The organism is Micromonospora sp. bgisy143 (assembly GCF_057708145.1).
Window position 1 is genome coordinate 593,559 of record NZ_JBYIRN010000001.1, and the last position, 20,218, is coordinate 613,776.

The following is a 20,218-nucleotide window of genomic DNA, read 5'->3' on the forward strand; positions in this document are numbered from 1 at the left end:
GGACCGCTAACCGCGAGGGCGAACCGGGACCACCAACGGGCCGTTGGTGCCGGGGACGACCCGGACGCTCGCCCGGTAGTGGGTGGCGAGAAGGTGCTCGGTCAACACCTCGTGCGGCGTCCCGGTCGCCACCACCCGCCCCTCGGCGAGCATCACCATCCGGTCGGCGTACTCGCCGGCGAGGGACAGGTCGTGCATGGTGGCGAGCACCGTCAGGCCGTGCGCCCGGCGCAACTGGTCGACCAGCTCCAGCACCTCCTGCTGGTGGCCGATGTCCAACGCGCTTGTCGGCTCGTCGAGCAGCAGCAGGGTCGCGCCCTGAGCGAGTGCCCGGGCCAGGAAGACCCGCTGCCGCTCTCCACCGGACAGGGTGGCCAGTTCGCGGCGGTGGAACCGGGTGAGGTTCAGCCGGTCCAGCACGTCGTGGGCGGCGGACACGTCGGCGGCCGACTCCCGACCGAGCGGCGGGATGTACGGGGTGCGACCGAGCAGCACGTAGTCCAGGACCGACATGCCGGGCGGCACCACCGGGGACTGCGTCACCGTCGCCACCACCCGGGCGCGTTCGCGACGGTGCAGCGCGCCGGTCGGCGTACCGAAGAGGGAGATGGCGTCCGGCGCGGGCAGCAGGCCGCCGACGGCGCGCAACAGGGTGGACTTGCCCGCGCCGTTCGGGCCGATCACGGTGACCCACTCGCCGACGGCGACGGTGAGGTCGACGCCGGTGAGGATCGGCGTGCGGTCCAGGCTGACGTGCAGCGCGCGGACCTCGACGGCCGGCGCACCCGCGCTCACGTGAGCACCCGGCGGGCGGTGCGCAGCACGAGGACGAAGAACGGGCCGCCGAGCAGGGCGGTGACCACGCCGATGGGCACCTCGGCCGGGGCGGCGGCGGTCCGGGCGACCACGTCGGTCAGGGCCAGGAACGCCGCGCCGAACAGCAGGGACAGCGGCAGGATCACCCGGTAGCTCGACCCGGCGAGCAGCCGGACGGTGTGCGGCACGATGATGCCGACGAAGCCGATGAGCCCGGTCGCCGAGACCGCCGCGGCGGTGCCCAGGGACGCGGCGGCGATCAGCAGGTAGCGGGAGCGTTGCGGGTGCAGGCCGAGGCTCGTCGCCTCGTCGTCGCCGAGCGCGAGGACGTCCAGCTCGCGGCGGTGCAGCAGCACCACGACAGTGGTCACCGCGGCGTACGGCAACACCAGCAGCACGTCGTGCCAGCCCGCCGTGGCCAGCCGGCCGAGCAGCCAGGAGTAGACCGGCTGGATGCTGTCGGCGTGCCGCTGGAGCAGGTACGTCTGCCCGGCGGAGAGGAACGCCGAGACCGCCACCCCGGCCAGGATCAGCATGGCCGGGGACCGGCTCCGCCCACCGGCCGCCCCGAGCAGGTAGGTCATCGTCACGGCGAGCAGCGAGCCGACGAACGCGGCCAGCGGAATGGTCAACGGCAGTCCGGAGATCGCGCCCTGCCGACCAACGCCGCCGAGGGCGATCACCGCGGTGACCGCGAGGCCCGCGCCGGCGGCCACCCCGAGCAGGTACGGGTCGGCCAACGGGTTGCGGAAGACGCCCTGGTAACAGCCGCCGGCGAGGGCGAGCAGACCGCCGACGAGCAGGCCCAGCACGACCCGGGGCAGCCGCAGTTCGGTGACGATGGCGATTTCCCGCTCGGTCAGTCCGCTGTCGAGGTGCACCCCGGGGATCAGGTTGAGCAGTTCGGCGGCGACGCTGCCCGGTGGCAGGCTGACCGGTCCGAGCGACACCCCGGCGACGAGCGCGACGAGCACCGCGAGGACACCGATGACCAGCCAGCGCGTCCGCAACCCGGCGGGCCGGGACGCGCGGGGCGTACCGGCCGGCCGGGTGGCGGACGTTCCAGCGGTCATCTGCGACGTTCCGGTCACGGACCGACGACCGTCACGCGGGCACCTTGGCGACCGCGTCGATGATCGTCCGGAGCAGGTCGACGATGCGCGGGCCCCAGCGGGAGGCGATGTCGTCGTCGAGGGTGACGACCTGGTTGTTCTTCACGGCGGTAAGCCCTGCCCAGCCGCTGCGGGCCTTGACCGAGTCGGCGTTCTGCTGGCAGCACTTGGAGTCGGCCAGGAAGACGAAGTCCGGGTCGGCCTTGACGATGACTTCCTGGGACAGCTGCGGGTAGCCGCCGTTCTTGCCGTCGGCGTCGGCCGGGTCGGCGATGTTGGTCAGGCCGACGAGGCTGTAGATCGAGCCGATGAAGGTCTTGCTCGTCGCGCTGTACAGCTCCGGGCCCAGCTCGTGGTAGTAGGTGAGCTTCTCGGCGCGCTGCGGCAGGTCCTTGACCAGCTTGGCGATGTCGTCCTTCATCCGCTTGGCGACGTCGGCGGCCTGGTCGGCGTGCCCGGTCAGGGTGCCCAGGTCGGTGATCTGCCGGTACGAGTCGTCGAGCGTGGTCGCCGCCGGCGTCAGGTACACCGGGATCTTGAGCTTGCCGAGCTGGTCGACGATCTTGTTGGTGTCGTTGGAGAGCACCACCAGGTCGGGGTTCTTGCCGGCGATCGCCTCGGCGTTCGGCTGGAAGCCGGACAGATCGGTCTTGGGCGCGTCGGCCGGGTAGTTGGACTGGTCGTCCACCGCGCTCACCTGCGGGCCGGCGCCGATCGCGAAGAGCATCTCGGTGGCGCTGGGCGACAGCGACACGATCTTCTCGGGCCGCTTGTCGAGGGTGAGCGAGCCGACCGTCACCGGGTAGCTGGCGGCCGCGGTGCCGGCGGCCGGCTTGTCGTCGGTCTTCTCGGCGCAGGCGCCGAGGGCCAGCGCGGCGACCGCGAGGGTCGCGGCGAAGAGCCGAGGGGTACGTCTGGACATGGGGCCTCCTGTCGGTCGAGGAGTGTGGTGCTTCGCCGACAGGACTTCGGTGCGCCCGCCCACGAGGCGCCCTTCCTCGAGAGCGCGTGTCGCGACCCCACCGCAGGCGACCTGGCTCGTCCCCGCCGTCGGGCGGGGCATCACAGTTGCGGGACAGCGCCGGTTTCACACCGGCTTCGCTGCGGAGTGGTCGCTAAGACGGTAGCGCAGGCCCGGGAGCAGGTGGTGGGGCCCCGCAGGGGCGGTACGGGGCCCCACCCGCTCAGGAGGCCGTGATGGTGATGTTGTCCACAGCCGCCTCCACCAGGCTCGCGCCGGACGCGTCCGCCGCCTCGACGAGGATGCGGACGGACTGCCCGGCGTACGGGCTCAGGTTGAGGTTCGCCACCGCCCAGCTCCCGTTACGGTTGCTGGCCGCGCCGGCCTGGGTGAGCAGCGCGGTGGTGCCGCCGTTGTGCACCACGCTGACCCGCAGGTAGTCGGCCGACGAGGCGTTCGAGCCGTGGGCCAGGTACCAGGCCAGCGAGAGCGTCAGCGTGCCGGACGAGGGCAGGGTCACCGCCGGGGACCGGGCGCTGGTCACGCCGCCGTCGACGTCGTAGTCACCGGCCGCCGACCCGGCGAGCCGGCCGGTGACCAGGTCGTTGGAACCGGCGTACGGGGTGAGCTGCTTCGCGCCGGAGGAGTTGGTCGCCTGCGCGGCGCCCACCTCGAACGCCCCGAGCGTCGCGGTGTCGGTGCCGGACGGGTTGATCGTCCAGCCGGTGGCCGTCTCGAAGGTGTCCGACCAGACCGTGGTGCCCCCACCGCCGCCGCAGTACTGCGACTGCTTGCCGATGGCCCGGTACGGGCAGTCCGCGTACTCGCTGAGCATCAGCACGGCCTCCCGGTTGCGGGTGGTCTGCGCGGGGATCACCTCGTCGGGCGGGTAGAAGCCGCCGCCGGAGGAGGAGCCCGGGTACATCTCGAAGGTGTACGCCCAGATGCCGTGGGTGGCCCACATCCAGTCGATGCTGGTGCCGTCGGCGATGTAGAGGTCGCTGGACTGCTCCGGCGTGTAGCTGTTGGTGGCCGCCATCTGCTGACCGATGGTGGCGAAGGTGTTGTACTGGTCCGCGCTCATCCCGGACGGGTTGTTCGCGGTGGTGTAGCCGAAGGGCCAGAGCACCAGTTGCGAGTACGTGTGGAAGTCGATGTTCGCCTTGATCTGCTGGACGCCACCGACGACCCGGCTGTTGACGAAGTTGCGCAGCGCCTGCGTCTCGGGGGCGGAGAACGCCGACGGCCCGCGGTAGGTCTCCGACGAGGTGGTGCCGGACGAGCCGCCGCAGCAGCCCCACTGGTAGGACCAGTTGCGGTTCAGGTCGGTGCCGACGTTCGACGAGCCGCTGTTCGGCTGACGGTTCTTGCGCCAGGAGCGGTACGACCCGGTGGCGATGTCGTACTCGCTGCCGTCCGGGTTGACCGTCGGCACGATCCAGATCTCCCGGCTGTTGACGATGTTGGTGATCCGGGAGTCGCTGCCGTAGCTGTCGGTGAAGAGGTTGAGCAGGTAGATCGCCATCTCGACGGTCAGGTGCTCGCGGGCGTGCTGCTGGGCGTTGAACAGGATCTCCGGCTCGTTCTCGTCGGTGCCGACGTTGTCGGAGATCTTCACGGCCATCAGGTCGCGGCCCTCGTACGACGTACCAATGCTGATCTTGCGGGCGATGGCCGGCTGGTCGGCGACGGCCTGGTTCACGACGGCGGTCAGCTCCGCGTAGTCGTGGTAGTTGGAGTCGGCGGGCGGGAAGGCCAGCGTGCCCACCTCGCCCGCGCCGCGCTCGGCGCTCGGTGGCGGGGCGAGGGGTTCCAGCCGGAAGCCCAGCTTGCCGATCGCGGCGGCCTCGGCGGCGGTGGCCGAGACGTGCAGGACGCCGTGCTCGGAGTAGTCGATGGCGGCTCCGGTGCGGGCCACCGCGTTGCGGTCGGCGAGGGTCCGGGGCCCGAGTACCCGGTAGCCGGCGGCGGCCGACTCTGCGGTGCGGTCCGGTGCCGGCTTCGCGGCGACCGGTCCGGCGGCGACGGTGACGATGCCCAGCCCGGTGACGACGGCGAGCACCAGGACGCGGCGGAGAGAGTGAGGTGGGCGGAGGGCCATGGACTACCTCCTCGAAGGGCGGAAGATCCCGCTCGGTGATGCACACTTCACCACCTGTTACATGGTCATATCAATATCGATCGTTGCGAAATCCATCCCAGGTTGACCATCGCTGCGGCAATGATTTTCTTCCGCTGAACATCTGGCGAAACTTCCTTCCAAGCGGAAAACTGACCAGCGACGATGCCCCCACTCGACCCCGCGGAGCACCCCATGGCCCCCTCCCGCCTGCACGCGGCCGCCCTCGCCGGCGTCAGCGCGCTCACCCTGCTCGCCACCGCGGCCCCCGCCGCGGCGGCCCGGCCGCCCGCACCCGCCCACGACGAGCAGATCACCTTCCAGGACTGGACCGGGCCCGCCGACTGGCACCGTGGCAGCCAGGCCGGGACCCGCGTCGTGCCCGGCCTGCGCGCCGGCGTCACGCTCGGCCGCCCCACCGGCACCACCGAGTACGCCGACCCGCACACCGGCACCACCCGCACCTGGGAGTACGGCACCTGGACCTCGCCCGTGACCCGGATCGGGTTCGATGCCACCGAACTGATCGCCTCCTGGAACGCGGAGACCCCCGCCGGCACCTGGATCCAGGTGGAGATGCAGGGCGGCTACACCAACGGCGAGCAGACCCCCTGGTACGTCCTGGGCCGCTGGGCCTCCGGCGACACCGACATCAAGCGGACCAGCGTCGACGGACAGGGCGACCCGTGGTCGTCGATCTGGACCGACACCTTCAGCATCGACGACGCCGACGCCGGGGTGCTACTGCGGTCGTACCAGCTGCGGCTGACCCTCTACCGGACGCCCGGGCAGGCCGCCGCTCCGGTGGTACGGATGCTCGGCGCGATGAGCTCCAGCGTGCCGGACCGGTTCACCGTCCCACCCAGCGCCGGGCACATCGCCTGGGGCGTCGAACTGCCGGTGCCGCGCTACTCGCAGAACGTCCACAAGGGGCACTACCCCGAGTACGACGGCGGTGGTGAGGCGTGGTGCTCACCCACCTCCACGGAGATGGTCGTCGAGTACTGGGGGCGCAAGCCGTCGGCGGCCGACACCTCCTGGGTGGACCCGACCTACCCCGACCCCACGGTCAACCACGCCGCCCGGATGACCTTCGACTACGCGTACGACGGCGCGGGCAACTGGCCGTTCAACACCGCGTACGCGGCCAGCTTCCCGGGTCTGGAGGGACGGGTCACCCGGCTGCACTCGCTGGACGAGCTGGAGCGTTTCATCGCCGCCGGCATCCCCGTGGTGACCAGCCAGTCCTTCCTCGCCAGTGAGCTGGACGGGGCGAACTACGGCACCTCCGGGCACCTCTTCGTGGTGGTCGGCTTCACCGCCGACGGCGACGTGATCGTCAACGACCCCGCCTCGTCCAGCAACGACGTGGTGCGCAACGTCTACAAGCGCACCCAGTTCGAGCAGATCTGGCTGCGCACCAAGCGCACCAACGCCAGCGGCGGGATCTCCGGCGGCTCCGGCGGCATCGCCTACCTGATCAAGCCGACGACGAAGCCCTGGCCCAAAATCCCCGGCTCCACCAACTGGTAACCCACCGGTCCCGCCCTGCCCCCGACCCACTCCCGGTGATCATGAAGTTATTGCCCGGCCGCTCGGCGTGTCGAGGCAATAACTTCATGATCACCGCTGCGGGTCGGTGGGGGTGGGAGGGGTGGTGGGGGGTTCGTCTTCGCCGGCCAGGGCGTCGCGGAGGCGCTTCTTCTCCGCTTTACGCCGTTCCGTGGCCTCGGCCATCTCGTGGGCCATCTCGTCCCGCCAGCCGCGCAGCAGGAAGAAGGAGAGCGCGGCGGAGAACGCCAGCGCCAGGATCAGCTTCAGGAAGACGTCCACGTCGACCAGCCACAGCGCCGCCAGTACGGCGACGAACAGCCCGATCCGGCCCAGCGTGTACTTGAGCGCCGCGCTCACCTCATGCACTCCGTTCTCCGCGCCCGGTGGGCGGGTCACTCAGCCGGTCCGGCGGGCCAGCCAACGGACGCCGGGGAACCAGATCGTCGCGTACGCCACGGTGAACGCCGCCGCCGCCAACGCGCCGGACAGCAGCGGCGGCAACCCCGCGCCCAGCCCGGCGATCAGCAGCCCCACGAACACCGCGACCGCCGCCGCGACGAGCGCCGCCACCACCCGGGCCGCTCCGAACCCCCAGGCCCGGAAATCGTCCCAGAACAGCCAGGCCGGCAGGATCACCGCCAGCCAACCGTTGGTGTGCCCGAAGTCGGCGGCACCGAACGAGGCGAACGCCCACTCGAACAGCACGAGCGCCAGCACGCCGATGACCAGGCCGGCCAGGCACACCCCGAGCAGGTCGCCCAACGTACGCACGCGTCCCTCGGCGTCCCGTCGGGGAAAGCCACCCTGCTGCTCGGCGCTGCGCTGCTCGGTCATCGACTGCGAGGGTACGTGGTGTCTCAGGCCCAGACCTGCTGCGGCTCGGCGCGGCGCTCGGCCAGCGACGGCGCCCGGTCGTACTCGCGGACCACGTTGTACCGGGTGTCCCGCTCGACCGGCTGGAAACCGGCGTCCCAGATCAGGTGCAGCAGGTCCTCGCGGTGCATGGTGTTCGGGGTGCCGTACGAGTCGGCGTCGTGAGTGATCTTGTATTCGACCACCGAGCCGTCCAGGTCGTCCACGCCGAAGTTCAGCGAGAGCTGGGCCACCGAGAGACCGTGCATCACCCAGAAGTTCTTCACGTGCGGCACGTTGTCGAAGAGCAGCCGGGACACCGCGAACGTCTTCAGCGACTCGGCCGGCGAGGCCATCGTGGTCCGCGCCTGGATCCGGTTACGGATCTTGCCGTCCGCCGAGTCGACGAAGTCGTGCTGGTAGCGCAGCGGGATGAAGACCGCGAAGCCACCGGTCTCGTCCTGCAACTCGCGCAGGCGCAGCACGTGGTCGACGCGGTGCCGGGGCTCCTCGATGTGGCCGTACAGCATGGTCGCCGGGGTCTTCATCCCCTTCGAGTGCGCCAGGGCGTGGATACGCGACCAGTCCTCCCAGTGGCACTCGTGGTCGACGATGTGCTGGCGGACCTCCCAGTCGAAGATCTCCGCGCCGCCGCCGGTCAGCGACTCCAGCCCGGCGTCCATCAGCTCGTCGAGGATCTCGTCGGCGCTCAGGCCGCTGATCTTCTCGAACCACTGCACCTCGGTCGCGGTGAAGCACTTGAGCTTGACGTTCGGCAGCGCGGCCTTCAGCTCGCGCAGCACCTTCGGGTAGTAGCGCCACGGCAGCGTCGGGTGCAGGCCGTTGACGATGTGCAGCTCGGTGAGCTGCTCACCCTCCATCTCCTTGGCCTTGCGGACCGCCTCGTCGATGCGCATCGTGTACGCGTCCTTCTCGCCCGGCTTGCGCTGGAACGAGCAGTACGCGCAGGAGGCCGAGCAGACGTTCGTCAGGTTGAGGTGCCGGTTGACGTTGAACATCACCCGCTCACCGTTCAACTCGGTACGCCGGTGGTGCGCCAGCCGCCCCAACCAGGTCAGGTCGTCGCTCTCGTAGAGGGCGATGCCGTCCTCCCGGGTCAGCCGCTCACCGGCGTACACCTTCGCTTCGAGCTCACGCTTGAGTCCGGCGTCCATGGCACGTCCCTTCCACCTGCGGTCTTTCCCGAGGGTACGTCGACCCCCGGACGGGCCCGGCGGCACGGTCGGCGACAGCGACCCACTTCACCGGACTCTCAGGCTCCCGTAACCTGCCGACGCATCGACATCCCTGGCGCTGTGCGGTAAGACAAGATGGGGCGGAACTCACACACTGGTACCGTCCCGACGGCCGCGCCCACCGAGCGCGGCGACGAGCACCGGACGGGGAGCGGAATGGTCGACAGCGGGCGCGGGCGACGGCAGCGACGACGGAGCCCGGTGATCTCGCCGGTGCTGCGGCCGAAGCTCTGGGCCGCCCTGCTCGGCGCGATCGCCGCCGCCGTGCTGGCCACCCCCGCGTACGCCGAGCCCGCCGTGCCCGCGACGGTGCCGGACACCGGCGCCCGCCCGCCGGCGATCGGCGCCCCGCAGGTGCCCGGCAGCCCGCCCGTCGCCGGCATCCCGGCCCCGCCGGTGGTCAACCCCGGCGCCGGCCCGCTGGCCGCCCAGATCGCGGCCGCCGAGAGTCAGGTCGGCCTGCTCGGTGACCAACTACTCCTGACCCGCCAGAAACGCACCGACGCGCAGGCGCAGCTCGTCGCGGCCGGGAGGGTGCTGGCGACCACGCAGGACGCCCTCCTGAAGGCCCAGCAGGCAGCCGACGCCGCCGCCTCGGACGCGGTCAAGGCGGCCGCCGCCCTGCCACCGGGTGACTTCGTCGACGACATCCAGGGGCTGAGCCGGCTCCAGCGGATCAACCGGGGCGAGAAGGTCGAGGGCGCCAGCACCGCCGTGACCGGTGAGTTGGCCCGGGCCCGCGCCAACGAACAGACCGCCTACCAGGCGCACGCCGCCGCCAAGGCCGCCGTCGACGCCGCCGAGGCGGAGTTCACCACCGGCGAGAAGGCGCTGCAAACGGCCGAGGCGAGCCTGCTCAAGCTCCGCAAGGACAACGCCGCTCAGCTGATCCTGCTCGAACGCCAGCAGGAGGCCGCCGACCAGCAGTTCGGATCGGGGTACGTCGCCGGCCAGAGCAGCAGCGGGATGTCCGCGCACCCGCGGGCACTGGCTGCGGTCCGGTACGCGCTGGCCCAGCTCGGTGACCCGTACAAGTGGTCCGAGGAGGGGCCGGACGAGTTCGACTGCTCGGGTCTGATGTGGGCCGCGTACCGCTCCCCGGGCGCCGACTACTTCGACCTGCCGCGGGTCTCCCGCGACCAGTACGCCGCCACCCGCGCCCGTACCGTACGGCCCACCGAGGCGCTCCCCGGCGACCTGCTGTTCTTCGCCTCCGGCAGCAGCTGGACCACGATCCACCACGTGGCCATGTACATCGGCAACGGCAAGATGGTGCAGGCGCCCACGACCGGCGACGTGGTCAAGATCTCGACGGTCGGCTGGAACCGCCTCTACGCCGTGACCCGGGTGATCGGGGCGGTGCCGACCCCGAACGTGCCGCCTCCGCCCGTGCAGCCGCCCACCACCACCAAGCCGACGCCGCCCGCGAAGCCGACGCCCACCCCCAAGCCGAGTCCCACCGGCAAGCCGACCACGAAGCCGACGACCCCGCCGCCCGGCACGGGTACGCCGACGCCCACCGGCACGCCGACCGGTACGCCGAAGCCGACCGGCGGCACCTCGCCGACCCCGACGGGCAGCCCGACCAACACGCCGTCGACGCTGCCGCCGCCGCCCACCACGGCCTCGGCCAGCTCGTCGGCGTCCGCCACCACCACGCCCTCCACCAGTCGGAGCGGCACGACCAGCGACAGCCCGAGCGCGGCACGCTGATCCGTCACCGGGCTCCGGCTGTCCGCCCGGGACGATCTGTGGCACGGTGACAACCAGGCACACCCGGTCCGATGTCACGGACCGGGTGCGAGCGTGGCGCGGAGGGCGGAGATGGCCGAGCAGAAAGACCCGGCGGAGGGTGTCGACGTCGACCGAGCCGACCCGGAGGGGCTGACGACCTCGGATCCGGGGACCGACGCCGACACCGGCTCGGCGGCCGGCGCTCCCAGCGCCACCCCGGCCGGCGCCGACCCGGACACCGCGCCCGCCCGGGCGGCCGCACCGGACGACTCCCCCGCCGCCCAGCACGACGACCCCACGCCGGACGACGACGCCGTACCGGTCGACGCCGTACGGGACGACGACGGCGCGCCGGTCGACGACGCCGTACGGGACGACGACGCCCCCGGTGACGGCACCGCGAGCGACCCCGTCGACGATGCCGCAGCGCACGGCCACGGGACGGACGCCGAGCCGTCGGAGGACGCCGCCGCTGCTCCGACCGCCGCCCCGGTTCGGGCGCGGGCCAGCGTGGTGACGGCCCAGGCCCGCCCCGGTGATCTTCCGGTGAGCGCTCCGGCCACTGCCACCACCTATCGGGCGACCGGCTCGGCCAGCTCGCTGCCCGCCCAGCGGGACAGCTCCACCGTCCCGGCATCCGCCGACGGCTCGAACGCCCCGGCGCGCGCCCGCGCCTCGGCGTCGGTGAACGCCAGCGCCGCCGCACCGACCAGCGCCACCGCGCAGGCCAGCACCACCGCACCGGCCAGCGCCCCAGCACCGACCAGCACCACCGCGCCGGGGTCCGGCACCATCCCGGCACTGACCAGCGCCAAGGCCTCGGTGACCGCGCCGACCACCGGGCCGACCCCGGCGCGGGCCAGCGCGACGGTTCCCGGCAGCAGTCGGGTCGCGGCCGGCGGCGAGGCGACGCCGGAGCCCCGGGCGAGCACGTCGGCCGTCTACCGGTCGGGGCCGGTGAATCCCGAATCGCCCGAGCCGGCGCAACCTCCGGAGCCGGCGCAGCCGCCCGCGCCGCCGGCCCCGGAACCCACGCCACCCGGGCCGGGCGAGCCGGAGCCCGCACCGAGCCCGGGGCCGTACCCGCCCGGTCCGGCGCCGAGGCCGGGCCCCTTCCCGACGCCGCCGCCGGACCCGGTGCCGCCGGTTCCGGGACCGCCCGTGCCACCACCCTCGCCGCTGCCGCCGGTCCCCGGGCCGCCGACGCCGCCCGTTCCCGGGCCGCCGATGCCGCCACCCGGCCCGCCGGTGCCCGCGCCACCGCCGTCGCCCGGCCCGATGCCGGCGCCACCGTTCCCGCCGCCCCCGGCGACGGCCGGCACGTCGGGCGCACAGGCCACCGCGTCGATCTCCGTGCCACCGGCCAGCTCCCCCGGATGGTCCGCGTCGCCGCCCGCCCCGGGCAGCGCCTGGGCCGGGACGCCCGGGTCCGCCCCGCCGGTGGTTCCCGCGCCCGCGCTGCCGAGCTGGCCACCGTCCACCACCGCACCCCTGACCGGCGGTACGGACCATCGGACGACCACCCCGCCCGGCGGATCCGAGCGGCGGAACACGGCGACCGGTGGTCGTACCGGGGCCCGTACCGGTGGCGCCGACCAGGGCGGCACCGTCTACGCCAGCGGCGACGGGCCGGGTTTCACCACGATCGCGCTCCCGGCCAACCCGGCGGTGGAGAATTCCGGCTCGCTGACCGGCCACATCCTCGCCCAGGGCTGGGCGGACACCCCGGCCGAACGGTCCCGCAACACCCGCGTGGTGATCGTCCTGATCGCCGCGTTGGGGCTCCTGATCGGGATCAGCGTGCTGGTCGTCCTGCTCGCCAACAACGCCCTGGACGGCCTGATCGGCGGTGCGGTCGGCGGCTGATCCGGGCCACGGATGCGAGGGTGAGTCCGCCCACTACGGTCGGTCAACCGGCTGGCGGCTGCGCCGAACCGCCGTACACTGGTCGGGATCACTGACCTGGCGCGCCCGGTGCGCGCCCATGGGCGATCTTGCGGGCGATCCGGCGGCACAGCCGCGGCAGGCCATCGCGAAGATGCGCCCCGCTCGAAAGGCATTTGTTGACCACCTCTGCTGACCTCAGCATCGTTCCGTCCGTTTCCGATTCCGTCCCGGCGGTGAGCGACGCCCCCGAGACGATCGACACCCCCGAGACGTCCGACGTCGTTCCGGCCGAGACCGCCGAGCCGATCGACTTCGCCGGTCTGGGCCTGCCCGAGCCGCTGGTTCGCGCGCTGGCCCGACAGGGCATCACCGCTCCCTTCCCCATCCAGCGGGCCACCGTTCCCGACGCCCTCGCCGGCCGGGACGTACTGGGTCGTGGGCAGACCGGGTCGGGCAAGACCCTCGCCTTCGGCCTCCCGCTGCTGGCCCGGGTCGCCGCGGGGCGTCCGGCGCGTCCCCTGCGGCCGCGCGCCCTGGTTCTGGTACCGACCCGCGAGCTGGCCATGCAGGTCAACGACGCGCTCCTGCCGCTGGGCAAGGCGCTCAACGTGTTCCTGAAGACCGCCGTCGGCGGTGTCCCGTACGACCGCCAGATCGACGCGCTCCGGCGCGGCGTGGAGATCATCGTGGCGACCCCGGGTCGGCTCGGTGACCTGATCGAGCGGGGTGTCTGCCAGCTCGACGACGTCGAGGTGACCGTGCTCGACGAGGCCGACCAGATGGCCGACATGGGCTTCCTCCCCGAGGTGACCGAGCTGCTGGCGAAGACGCCCGCCGGCGGTCAGCGCCTGCTCTTCTCCGCCACTCTGGACGGCGACGTCGACGCGCTGGTCAAGCGGTTCATGAACGACCCGGTGACCCACTCCACCGCGCCGTCCACCGCCTCGGTGTCCACCATGGACCACCACATGCTGCTGATCCCGCCGCACGACAAGTTCCCGGTGGCCGCCTCGATCGCGGCCCGGGACGGACGGACCATGGTGTTCGCCCGTACCCAGATGGGCGTCGACCGGCTGGTCGAGCAGTTGGCCGCAGTCGGCGTTCGGGCCGGCGGGCTGCACGGCGGCAAGACCCAGCGGATGCGGACCAAGACTCTCGCCGAGTTCCGCGAGGGTCGGATGAACGTCCTGGTCGCCACCGACGTGGCGGCCCGGGGCATCCACGTCGACGGGGTCACGCTGGTGCTGCACGTCGACCCGCCGAAGGACCCGAAGGACTACCTGCACCGCGCCGGTCGTACCGCCCGGGCGGGTGAGTCCGGCGCGGTCGCCACGCTGGTACTGCCCAAGCAGCGCCGTACCACCCTGGCGATGATGGAGAAGGCCGGCGTCGCGCCGGCCGAGACCCGCGTCCGGGTCGGCGACCCGGTGCTGGCCGAGCTGATCGGCGCCCGCGAGCCCAGCGGCGTTCCGGTGCGCGTCGAGGCGGAGCCGCGCGGCTTCGGTGACCGCTCCGGCGGTGGGCGACGGTTCGACGACCGCTCCGGCGGCCCGCGCCGGTTCGGCGACCGTCCGCAGGGCGAGCGCCGCTACGGCGACCGTCCCCAGGGCGAGCGTCGCTACGGCGACCGCCCGACCGGCGAGCGTCGGTACGGCGACCGGCCCACCGGCGAGCGCCGCTACTCCGACCGGCCGCAGGCCGACCGGCAGTACGGTGACCGGCAGTACGGTGACCGCCCCCAGGGTGAGCGTCGGTACGCCGACCGGGACGGCCGGGGTTACGGCGACCGTCCGCAGACCGACCGGGGTGACCGGCCGGCCGGTGAGCGGCGCTACAGCGACCGCCCGCAGGGCGACCGGCAGTACGGCGACCGTCCCCAGGGCGAGCGCCGCTACGGCGACCGGCCGACCGGTGAGCGCCGCTACTCCGACCGGCCGCAGGGCGACCGGCAGTACGGTGACCGCCCGCAGGGCGAGCGCCGCTACGGCGACCGGCAGTACACCGACCGGCCGACCGGTGAGCGTCGGTACGCCGACCGCCCCCAGGGCGACCGGCAGTACGGCGACCGGCCGCAGGCCGACCGGGGTGAGCGGCGCTTCGCGGACCGCGACAGCCGGGGCGGCTACCGGTCCGAGGGGCGGGGTCGGGACGACCGGCCGCGTGACGACCGGCGGGGCTTCGGCGGGCGGCCTCCGGCGCGTACCCACTGATCCTGCTGATCCACTGATCCACCGGGACGCCGTCGCGGAGCTTGTGCTCCGCGGCGGCGTTCGCGCATGCGCTGCCGATGGCGTCCGGTTCGCGTAACGTCCGGCTCATGGCGACCATGACCAAGTCGATCTTCTGGTCCCGGACGGACACCGCCGGCAGCGAACAGGCTCTGCTCGACGACGGCGGCGCGTTGTCGGCGCGGGGCACCATGCTCGCCGTCGATCCGATCCCGTTCACCGCCCGCTACCGGCTGACGACGGCGCCCGACGGGAGCACCGCCCGGGTCGAGGTCGAGGCGGAGGGGTCGGGTTGGCTGCGGCGCGTGACCTTGGAGCGGGCCACGTCCCGCTGGCGGGTGACCACCGCCGAGCAGGGCGACCTGGACGCCGCGCTGGTCGGGGCCGGACATCCGCGGGCCGGCCTGCCGGGCACCGACGACCCGGATCGCCTCGCCGACGCGCTCGACGTCGACCTGAGTGGCTCGCCACTGTTCAACGCCCTTCCGGTGCGCCGGCTCGGGCTGACCGGCGGACCGGCCGACATGCCGCGCCGGATCACCGTCGCGTGGGTGCTGCTGCCGGGGCTGGAGGTGGTGCCGGCCGAGCAGATCTACACCGGGCTCGGTCCGGGCCGGGTACGGTTCGCCAGCGGCACCTTCACCGCCGAGATCGACCTGGACGCCGACGGGTACGTGGTGCGCTATCCCGGCCTGGCGGAACGGATCGACCCCCGCTGACGGCGCACCAGGCCGGCGACACCGCTCAGGCGGGCCATACCCCGTCGGCGAGAAACCGTTCGACGGTCGCGGCGTGGGGCGTCAGGTCGAGGCCCTGGGCGGCGACCCAGTCGTCGGAGTAGTACGTGTCGGCGTACCGGTCGCCGGCGTCGCAGATCAGGCTGACCACCGAGCCGGTACGCCCCTGCGCCAGCATGCCGGCGATGAGACCGAACGCGCCCCACAGGTTGGTGCCGGTGGAGCCGCCCACCCGGCGGCCGAGCACCGCCGAGCCGGCGCGCATCGCGGCCAGCGAGGCAGCGTCCGGCACCTGGACCATCCGGTCCACGACCGAGGGCAGGAAGGACGCCTCGACGGTGGGACGGCCGATCCCCTCGATGCGGGACCCCTTGCCGGTGCGTACGGACCAGTCGGCGGCCTCCCAGGCGGGGTAGAAGGCGGAGTTCTCCGGGTCGACGACGCAGAGCTTGGTGGCCAGGCGGCGGTAGCGGGCGTACCGGCCGATGGTGGCGCTGGTGCCGCCGGTGCCGGCGCCGACCACGATCCAGGCCGGGATGGGGTGCCGTTCCAGTTCCAACTGGGCGTAGATCGACTCGGCGATGTTGTTGTTGCCCCGCCAGTCGGTGGCCCGCTCGGCGTACGTGAACTGGTCCATGAAGTGGCCGCCGGAGTCCTCGGCCAGCCAGCGGGCCTCGACCACGACGCCCGCCGGGTCGTCCACCAGGTGGCACCGGCCGCCCTGGAACTCGATCTGCGCGATCTTCTCGGGCGAGGTGGAGGCGGGCATCACGGCGATGAACGGCAGGCCGAGCATGCGGGCGAAGTACGCCTCGGAGACCGCCGTGGAGCCCGAGGACGCCTCGACGATCGTGGTCTGCGGCCCGATCCAACCGTTGCAGAGGCCGTAGAGGAACAGCGACCGGGCCAGCCGGTGCTTCAGCGAGCCGGTCGGGTGGGACGACTCGTCCTTGAGGTAGAGGTCGATGCCCCAGGCGCGGGGCAGCGGGAACGGCAGCAGGTGGGTGTCGGCCGAGCGGTTCGCGTCCGCCTCGACGGCGGCGATCGCCTCGGTCACCCAGCTACGGCTGGCCTCGTCGCACCGGTCGAGATGAGTCACGCCCGGAAACCTAGCAAGCAGGTCAGCGGTGCTCAGCTCGGGTCCGTGGGCCGTGACCGGCGGGACTGCCGGCGCTGACCGGCCCGGCCGACGGCCGTGAGGAACGGGATCAGTGCGGCGGTCAGCCGGGGCAGGGTGTCCAGCAGTCGGACCTGGGCGCCGCGCCAGCGGGGCAGGCTGACCACCGGGCGGGGCCTGCGGGCCAGCCGGGCGACGCGGGCGGCCACCCGTTGCGGGGTCAGCATCGACCCGGTGAACGAGGCCAGCGCGCCCGGGTCGTCCAGCCGGTCGTGCAGCATCGGGGTCCAGATGCCGTCCGGGCAGAGGCAGGAGACGTGCACCCGCCGGTAGCCGGCCATCCGCAGGTCGGACTGGGTGCCGAGGCTGAACGCGAGCAGCGCGTGCTTGCTGGCCGCGTACATCGTCTCGCCCGGCGCGGCGACGAGCCCGGCCAGCGAGACGACGTTCAGGACGTGGCCGTGGCCCTGGCGGCGCATCACCGCGAGGGCGGCGAGCGTGCCGTTGACGGCGCCGAGCGCGTTGATGTCGAACACCCGGCGGCGGGTCGCCGCGTCGTGCTCCCACGACGGACCGGTGACCAGGATGCCGGCGTTGTTCACCCACAGGCCGAGGCCGCCGCGGCTCGCCGCGACCTCGGCGACGGCGACGCAGGCGGCCTCGTCGCGGACGTCCAGCGCGGCCGACCAGCCACCGGACGGCACGGCCGCCGCGGCTGCCGCGTCCGGGTCGAGGTCCGTGAGCAGCACCGACCAGCCGTCGGCGTGCAGCGCGGCGGCGATGGCCCGGCCCAGGCCGCCGGCGGCGCCGGTCACCACGGCCGCGCCGCGTCCCGGCGAGGTCATCGGCGCACGCTACCGCCGCGCGCGGGACGACACCAGGGGTACGGCGACAGCGGTACGACGGGTCAGGTGGACTGCGGGCCGACCGGCTGGGGGCGGTTCTCCCACTTGGTGGAGAGGGCGATGGCGGTGCGGGTGGAGGCGACCCCGGGGGTCCGGTTGAGCCGCACGATGAGCTGCTCCAGCTCGGCGATCGTGCCGACCCGGGCCTTGAGCAGGAACGACTCGACGCCCGCCATGAAGTAGCAGGACTCGATCTCGGGCAGCACCCGCAGCGACTCCAGCATGTCGTCGGAGTCCGCGCCGGAGTCCTCGACGATGCCGATGAGCGCGGTGACGCCCAGCCCGATCGCCTCGGGCGCCACGTCCGCCCGGTAGCCCAGCACCACGCCGCTGCTCTCCAGCTTGCCGACGCGTTCGTGCACGGCCGGGGCGGAGAGGCCCACCTGCCGGGCCAGCTCAGCGTACGAGAGGCGGGCGTTGCCCCGTAGCAGGTCGACGAGGCTCAGGTCGATGGCGTCCACGGAGAGTGACCTTAACGCGTTGGGCGTAACGCGAGACCTTCGGCATCCGTTGGTCAGAACAGTGAGTAACTGTTCATGAACTGACGGTCTAGGTAGGGGTTGCACCAGTAGCATTTACTAACTTCCCAGTCAGTGCATTTTTCGCGTTTGGCGGACAGGCCAGTTACCTGGTGCTGTAATTGCCATACGTCCCTCATGACGGCTCTGGGCTCGCACCAGCCGGGGGCAGTGTGTTCAGCCAGGGGCTTCGTCGACGCGAGGAGGGGGCTGTGGACACTGGAGATCGCCTGCTGACACCGGGTGAGGTCGCCGCGCTGTTTCGGGTAGACCCGAAGACTGTGACGAGATGGGCGGCGGCCGGCCGGATAGGAAGCATCCGGACTCCAGGCGGGCATCGCCGGTTTCGGGAATCCGAGGTGCGAGCCCTGCTTGAGGGGGAGGGCATGCTGGACGAGGTGGACGAGGTCGGAAAGCCACGCAACGTGGGTCCGGCCGCCTCCACCGGGCCGGGTCCGGCCAACGCCGGCATGTACTGAACTGGTGCGGACAACGTCAGGCGGACCGGGCGGCAGTCCGGTCCGCGCACCACTGGAACGAATCGGCTGACCCGTTCAGCTCCGGGCCGCGCCGAGTTCGCCGGACCACCGGCGGAACAGGGTGTGTGGCACGCCGAGCGCGTCCAGCACCTTGCCGGCCACGAAGTCGACAAGTTGCTGCGCGCTGGCCGCCGCGCCCGCGCCGTAGAAGCCGGGGCTGGCCGGCAGCACCACCGCGCCGGCGTCGTGCAACGCGATCAGATGCTCCAGGTGGCTGCGGGTCACCGGGGTCTCGCGGGGCACCACCACCACCGGTCGGCGCTCCTTGAGGTTGACCTCGGCAGCGCGCTGTAGCAGGTCCTTGGAGAGCCCGATGGCGATGCCGGCGCAGGCCGCGGTGCTGGCGGGTACCACGGCCATTCCCCGCACCCGGTAGGAGCCACTGCTGGGCCCGGCGGCCAGGTCGCCGGCCGGCCAGTAACGGACGTCCGCGCCGATCAGGTCCCGGTCCAGCCAGGCCGCGAGGTCCTCGGCCCAGTGCGCGTCGCGGAACGACCGGCCGGTCTCGTCGAGCAGGGTGAGCCGTGCCGCCCGGGACACGATGAGGTCCACCGGCTCGCCCGCGTCGAGCAGCCCGCCGACGACGGCCGCCGCGTACGGCGTACCGGAGGCCCCGGAGACGCCGACCACCCATGGTTCCCGCATGCCCCCAGCCTGCCTGGTCCGCGCCGCGCGCCGCCGGGCACCCCACGATCCGCCGCGCCGCGGTCCGAGTTGTCCGGGCGGGTACGTGCTTGTCCCGCCGACCTGCGATGCTGCCGATGGCGATTCGCACCGGGAGCAGTTCGCACGGGGAGGCATCGGTGACGACCGACGAGGTCCTCTGGGCGCTGCGCGGTGAATGCCCCGTTCCGGCTCGGCTCTCACCGCACGCCGACCGGGTCCAGCAGTGGCTCGTCGACATCCTGCCCGAACTGGGTATGCCGTTGGACGACGCCGCGCTGCACCGGCTGGCCCGGGGCGGCTTCGCCCGGTACGCGGGGCGGCTCTATCCGGACGCCGGCGAAGCCGACCTGCGGGTGCTGACGGCCCTCTTCACCTGGTTCTTCCTCGTCGACGACGCCTGCGACGGCCCGCACCGACTGCACCCGGCGCAGATCCGGGCGCTGCGCGACGGGACGCTGGCACTGCTGCACGACGGTCCCCGGGTCCGGCACGGCGGGTTGACCGGGCCGCTGCGGCGGCTGCTGGTGCTGGCCTGGCGGGAGCCGCGCCGGCGGATGCCGTCCCGGTGGCGGCTGCGCTTCGCCGACGCGGTGGCCCGGCACCTCGACGGCACCTGGCGGGAGGCGGTCAACAAGGAGGCCGCGGTCCGGCCCGGGGTCGACGAGTATGTCGAGTTGCGGCGGTCCACCTCGGCGGCCGAGGTGTCGTACCCGCTGGTGGAGTTCGTCACCGGCCGGTCGCTGCCCGATCCCGTCTACCACCACCCGCTGCTACGGCAGATCGCCCGCACCGGCAACGACCTGCTGTCCTGGTACAACGACCTGGCCTCGCTGGAGAAGGACCGGTCCACCTCGGGCGGGCACAACCTGGTCCTGGCGATGCAGGCGGAGTGGGGCGTGTCGGCCGAGGAGGCGGTGCAGCGGGTGGCCGAACGCTGGTGCGAGTCGATGCGACGGTTCGTGGCGCTCCGCGCCGCCGTGCCGTCGTTCGGGCCGGCGTTGGACGAGGCGGTCACCGACCATCTCGACGGGATCGCCTACGCCGTGCGCGGCACCATCGACTGGACCTTGGAGAGCGCCCGCTACCCGACGGCTTCCAGGCCCTAGGTGTAATGCCCAGCAGCGTTGTTGACGCGGCTGACGGGTGGTTTGCCGCCGAGTGAGGTGTGGTTGCGGTGGTGGTTGTAGGTGTGCAGCCAGGTGGGTAGGGCGTCAGCA

General features: G+C 72.7%; 18 protein-coding genes, 1 pseudogene and 1 riboswitch. Of the genes and pseudogenes, 7 read left to right on the plus strand and 12 right to left on the minus strand.

Annotated elements, in window-relative coordinates; translation table 11 throughout:
- Window positions 1-6: 6 nt before the first annotated feature.
- The 4 genes from AC3EN4_RS02800 to AC3EN4_RS02815 form a co-directional block, all read right to left on the minus strand.
- Window positions 7-795: an ABC transporter ATP-binding protein gene (locus AC3EN4_RS02800; RefSeq protein ID WP_435204356.1), complete on the minus strand. Its 789-nt coding sequence runs from the start codon at window positions 793-795 to the stop codon at window positions 7-9.
- The gene (locus tag AC3EN4_RS02805; protein ID WP_435204357.1) at window positions 792-1,889 is read right to left on the minus strand and encodes a FecCD family ABC transporter permease; all 1,098 of its coding nucleotides are present in this window, start codon (window positions 1,887-1,889) and stop codon (window positions 792-794) included. The genes AC3EN4_RS02800 and AC3EN4_RS02805 overlap by 4 nt, the downstream gene beginning before the upstream one ends.
- A 31-nt stretch (window positions 1,890-1,920) precedes the next feature.
- Entirely contained in the window at window positions 1,921-2,850 is a 930-nt protein-coding gene (locus tag AC3EN4_RS02810; protein WP_435204358.1) for an ABC transporter substrate-binding protein, read from the minus strand.
- A gap of 110 nt (window positions 2,851-2,960) precedes the next feature.
- Window positions 2,961-3,025, minus strand: a riboswitch (cobalamin riboswitch).
- Window positions 3,026-3,112: 87 nt separating this feature from the next.
- Window positions 3,113-4,990 carry a M14 family metallopeptidase gene (locus AC3EN4_RS02815; protein ID WP_435204359.1) on the minus strand — a complete coding sequence of 626 codons (1,878 nt, stop codon included), beginning with the start codon at window positions 4,988-4,990 and terminating at the stop codon, window positions 3,113-3,115.
- A gap of 213 nt (window positions 4,991-5,203) precedes the next feature.
- Between AC3EN4_RS02815 and AC3EN4_RS02820 the strand changes: the two genes are divergently transcribed.
- The gene (locus AC3EN4_RS02820) at window positions 5,204-6,541 is read left to right on the plus strand and encodes a C39 family peptidase (RefSeq protein ID WP_435204360.1); all 1,338 of its coding nucleotides are present in this window, start codon (window positions 5,204-5,206) and stop codon (window positions 6,539-6,541) included.
- Window positions 6,542-6,631: 90 nt separating this feature from the next.
- Here the strand turns inward: AC3EN4_RS02820 and AC3EN4_RS02825 are convergent, their stop codons facing one another.
- The 3 genes from AC3EN4_RS02825 to mqnE are packed head-to-tail and all read right to left on the minus strand — an operon-like array spanning window position 6,632 to window position 8,589.
- Window positions 6,632-6,919, minus strand: coding sequence for a DUF4229 domain-containing protein (locus tag AC3EN4_RS02825; RefSeq protein WP_435204395.1), 288 nt, complete (start codon window positions 6,917-6,919; stop codon window positions 6,632-6,634).
- A gap of 39 nt (window positions 6,920-6,958) precedes the next feature.
- The gene (locus tag AC3EN4_RS02830; protein ID WP_422737822.1) at window positions 6,959-7,396 is read right to left on the minus strand and encodes a hypothetical protein; all 438 of its coding nucleotides are present in this window, start codon (window positions 7,394-7,396) and stop codon (window positions 6,959-6,961) included.
- 23 nt (window positions 7,397-7,419) lie between these two features.
- On the minus strand, window positions 7,420-8,589 hold the full coding sequence (gene mqnE / locus AC3EN4_RS02835; protein WP_435204361.1) for an aminofutalosine synthase MqnE: 1,170 nt from the start codon (window positions 8,587-8,589) through the stop codon (window positions 7,420-7,422).
- A gap of 237 nt (window positions 8,590-8,826) precedes the next feature.
- Between mqnE and AC3EN4_RS02840 the strand changes: the two genes are divergently transcribed.
- The 4 genes from AC3EN4_RS02840 to AC3EN4_RS02855 all read left to right on the plus strand — a co-directional run bounded on the left by AC3EN4_RS02840 (window position 8,827) and on the right by AC3EN4_RS02855 (window position 15,238).
- The gene (locus AC3EN4_RS02840) at window positions 8,827-10,383 is read left to right on the plus strand and encodes a C40 family peptidase (RefSeq protein WP_435204363.1); all 1,557 of its coding nucleotides are present in this window, start codon (window positions 8,827-8,829) and stop codon (window positions 10,381-10,383) included.
- A gap of 111 nt (window positions 10,384-10,494) precedes the next feature.
- Window positions 10,495-12,270, plus strand: a complete 1,776-nt coding sequence (locus AC3EN4_RS02845) for a hypothetical protein (protein ID WP_435204364.1) — start codon at window positions 10,495-10,497, stop codon at window positions 12,268-12,270.
- A gap of 254 nt (window positions 12,271-12,524) precedes the next feature.
- Entirely contained in the window at window positions 12,525-14,501 is a 1,977-nt protein-coding gene (locus AC3EN4_RS02850; protein ID WP_435204365.1) for a DEAD/DEAH box helicase, read from the plus strand.
- Window positions 14,502-14,617: 116 nt separating this feature from the next.
- Window positions 14,618-15,238 (plus strand): putative glycolipid-binding domain-containing protein, encoded by a 621-nt coding sequence (locus tag AC3EN4_RS02855; protein ID WP_435204396.1) that lies wholly within the window; start codon window positions 14,618-14,620, stop codon window positions 15,236-15,238.
- A 25-nt stretch (window positions 15,239-15,263) separates the two neighbouring features.
- Here the strand turns inward: AC3EN4_RS02855 and cds1 are convergent, their stop codons facing one another.
- From cds1 to AC3EN4_RS02870, 3 genes are all read right to left on the minus strand, one after another.
- Complete coding sequence (gene cds1, locus AC3EN4_RS02860; protein ID WP_435204366.1) at window positions 15,264-16,355, minus strand: L-cysteine desulfhydrase Cds1; 1,092 nt, start codon at window positions 16,353-16,355, stop codon at window positions 15,264-15,266.
- A gap of 32 nt (window positions 16,356-16,387) precedes the next feature.
- Complete coding sequence (locus AC3EN4_RS02865; RefSeq protein ID WP_435204367.1) at window positions 16,388-17,218, minus strand: SDR family NAD(P)-dependent oxidoreductase; 831 nt, start codon at window positions 17,216-17,218, stop codon at window positions 16,388-16,390.
- A gap of 62 nt (window positions 17,219-17,280) precedes the next feature.
- The gene (locus AC3EN4_RS02870; RefSeq protein WP_435204368.1) at window positions 17,281-17,739 is read right to left on the minus strand and encodes an Lrp/AsnC family transcriptional regulator; all 459 of its coding nucleotides are present in this window, start codon (window positions 17,737-17,739) and stop codon (window positions 17,281-17,283) included.
- Between the two features lie 269 nt (window positions 17,740-18,008).
- Here AC3EN4_RS02870 and AC3EN4_RS02875 point away from each other — a divergent pair, with 269 nt between their 5' ends.
- A complete protein-coding gene (locus AC3EN4_RS02875) occupies window positions 18,009-18,275 on the plus strand; it encodes a BldC family transcriptional regulator (protein WP_007454516.1) in 267 nt (88 codons plus the stop codon).
- Between the two features lie 75 nt (window positions 18,276-18,350).
- Here AC3EN4_RS02875 and AC3EN4_RS02880 read toward each other — a convergent pair whose 3' ends face one another.
- Complete coding sequence (locus AC3EN4_RS02880; protein ID WP_435204369.1) at window positions 18,351-18,980, minus strand: UbiX family flavin prenyltransferase; 630 nt, start codon at window positions 18,978-18,980, stop codon at window positions 18,351-18,353.
- 158 nt (window positions 18,981-19,138) lie between these two features.
- Here AC3EN4_RS02880 and AC3EN4_RS02885 point away from each other — a divergent pair, with 158 nt between their 5' ends.
- Window positions 19,139-20,107, plus strand: a complete 969-nt coding sequence (locus AC3EN4_RS02885; protein ID WP_435204370.1) for a terpene synthase family protein — start codon at window positions 19,139-19,141, stop codon at window positions 20,105-20,107.
- Here AC3EN4_RS02885 and AC3EN4_RS02890 read toward each other — a convergent pair.
- A pseudogene (locus AC3EN4_RS02890) lies at window positions 20,104-20,218 on the minus strand (IS481 family transposase); the annotation flags it as partial. The gene AC3EN4_RS02885 and the pseudogene AC3EN4_RS02890 sit on opposite strands and share 4 nt — an antisense overlap.

Excerpts from the sequence above, each read along its gene's own strand:
- AC3EN4_RS02815 (WP_435204359.1), bottom strand. The coding sequence starts at position 4,990 with ATGGCCCTCCGCCCACCTCACTCTCTCCGCCGCGTCCTGGTGCTCGCC.
- AC3EN4_RS02865 (WP_435204367.1), bottom strand. The coding sequence starts at position 17,218 with ATGACCTCGCCGGGACGCGGCGCGGCCGTGGTGACCGGCGCCGCCGGC.
- AC3EN4_RS02855 (WP_435204396.1), top strand. The coding sequence starts at position 14,618 with ATGACCAAGTCGATCTTCTGGTCCCGGACGGACACCGCCGGCAGCGAA.
- AC3EN4_RS02880 (WP_435204369.1), bottom strand. The coding sequence starts at position 18,980 with ATGCGGGAACCATGGGTGGTCGGCGTCTCCGGGGCCTCCGGTACGCCG.
- AC3EN4_RS02805 (WP_435204357.1), bottom strand. The coding sequence starts at position 1,889 with ATGACCGCTGGAACGTCCGCCACCCGGCCGGCCGGTACGCCCCGCGCG.
- AC3EN4_RS02820 (WP_435204360.1), top strand. The coding sequence starts at position 5,204 with ATGGCCCCCTCCCGCCTGCACGCGGCCGCCCTCGCCGGCGTCAGCGCG.
- AC3EN4_RS02840 (WP_435204363.1), top strand. The coding sequence starts at position 8,827 with ATGGTCGACAGCGGGCGCGGGCGACGGCAGCGACGACGGAGCCCGGTG.
- AC3EN4_RS02810 (WP_435204358.1), bottom strand. The coding sequence starts at position 2,850 with ATGTCCAGACGTACCCCTCGGCTCTTCGCCGCGACCCTCGCGGTCGCC.
- AC3EN4_RS02830 (WP_422737822.1), bottom strand. The coding sequence starts at position 7,396 with ATGACCGAGCAGCGCAGCGCCGAGCAGCAGGGTGGCTTTCCCCGACGG.
- mqnE (WP_435204361.1), bottom strand. The coding sequence starts at position 8,589 with ATGGACGCCGGACTCAAGCGTGAGCTCGAAGCGAAGGTGTACGCCGGT.
- AC3EN4_RS02845 (WP_435204364.1), top strand. The coding sequence starts at position 10,495 with ATGGCCGAGCAGAAAGACCCGGCGGAGGGTGTCGACGTCGACCGAGCC.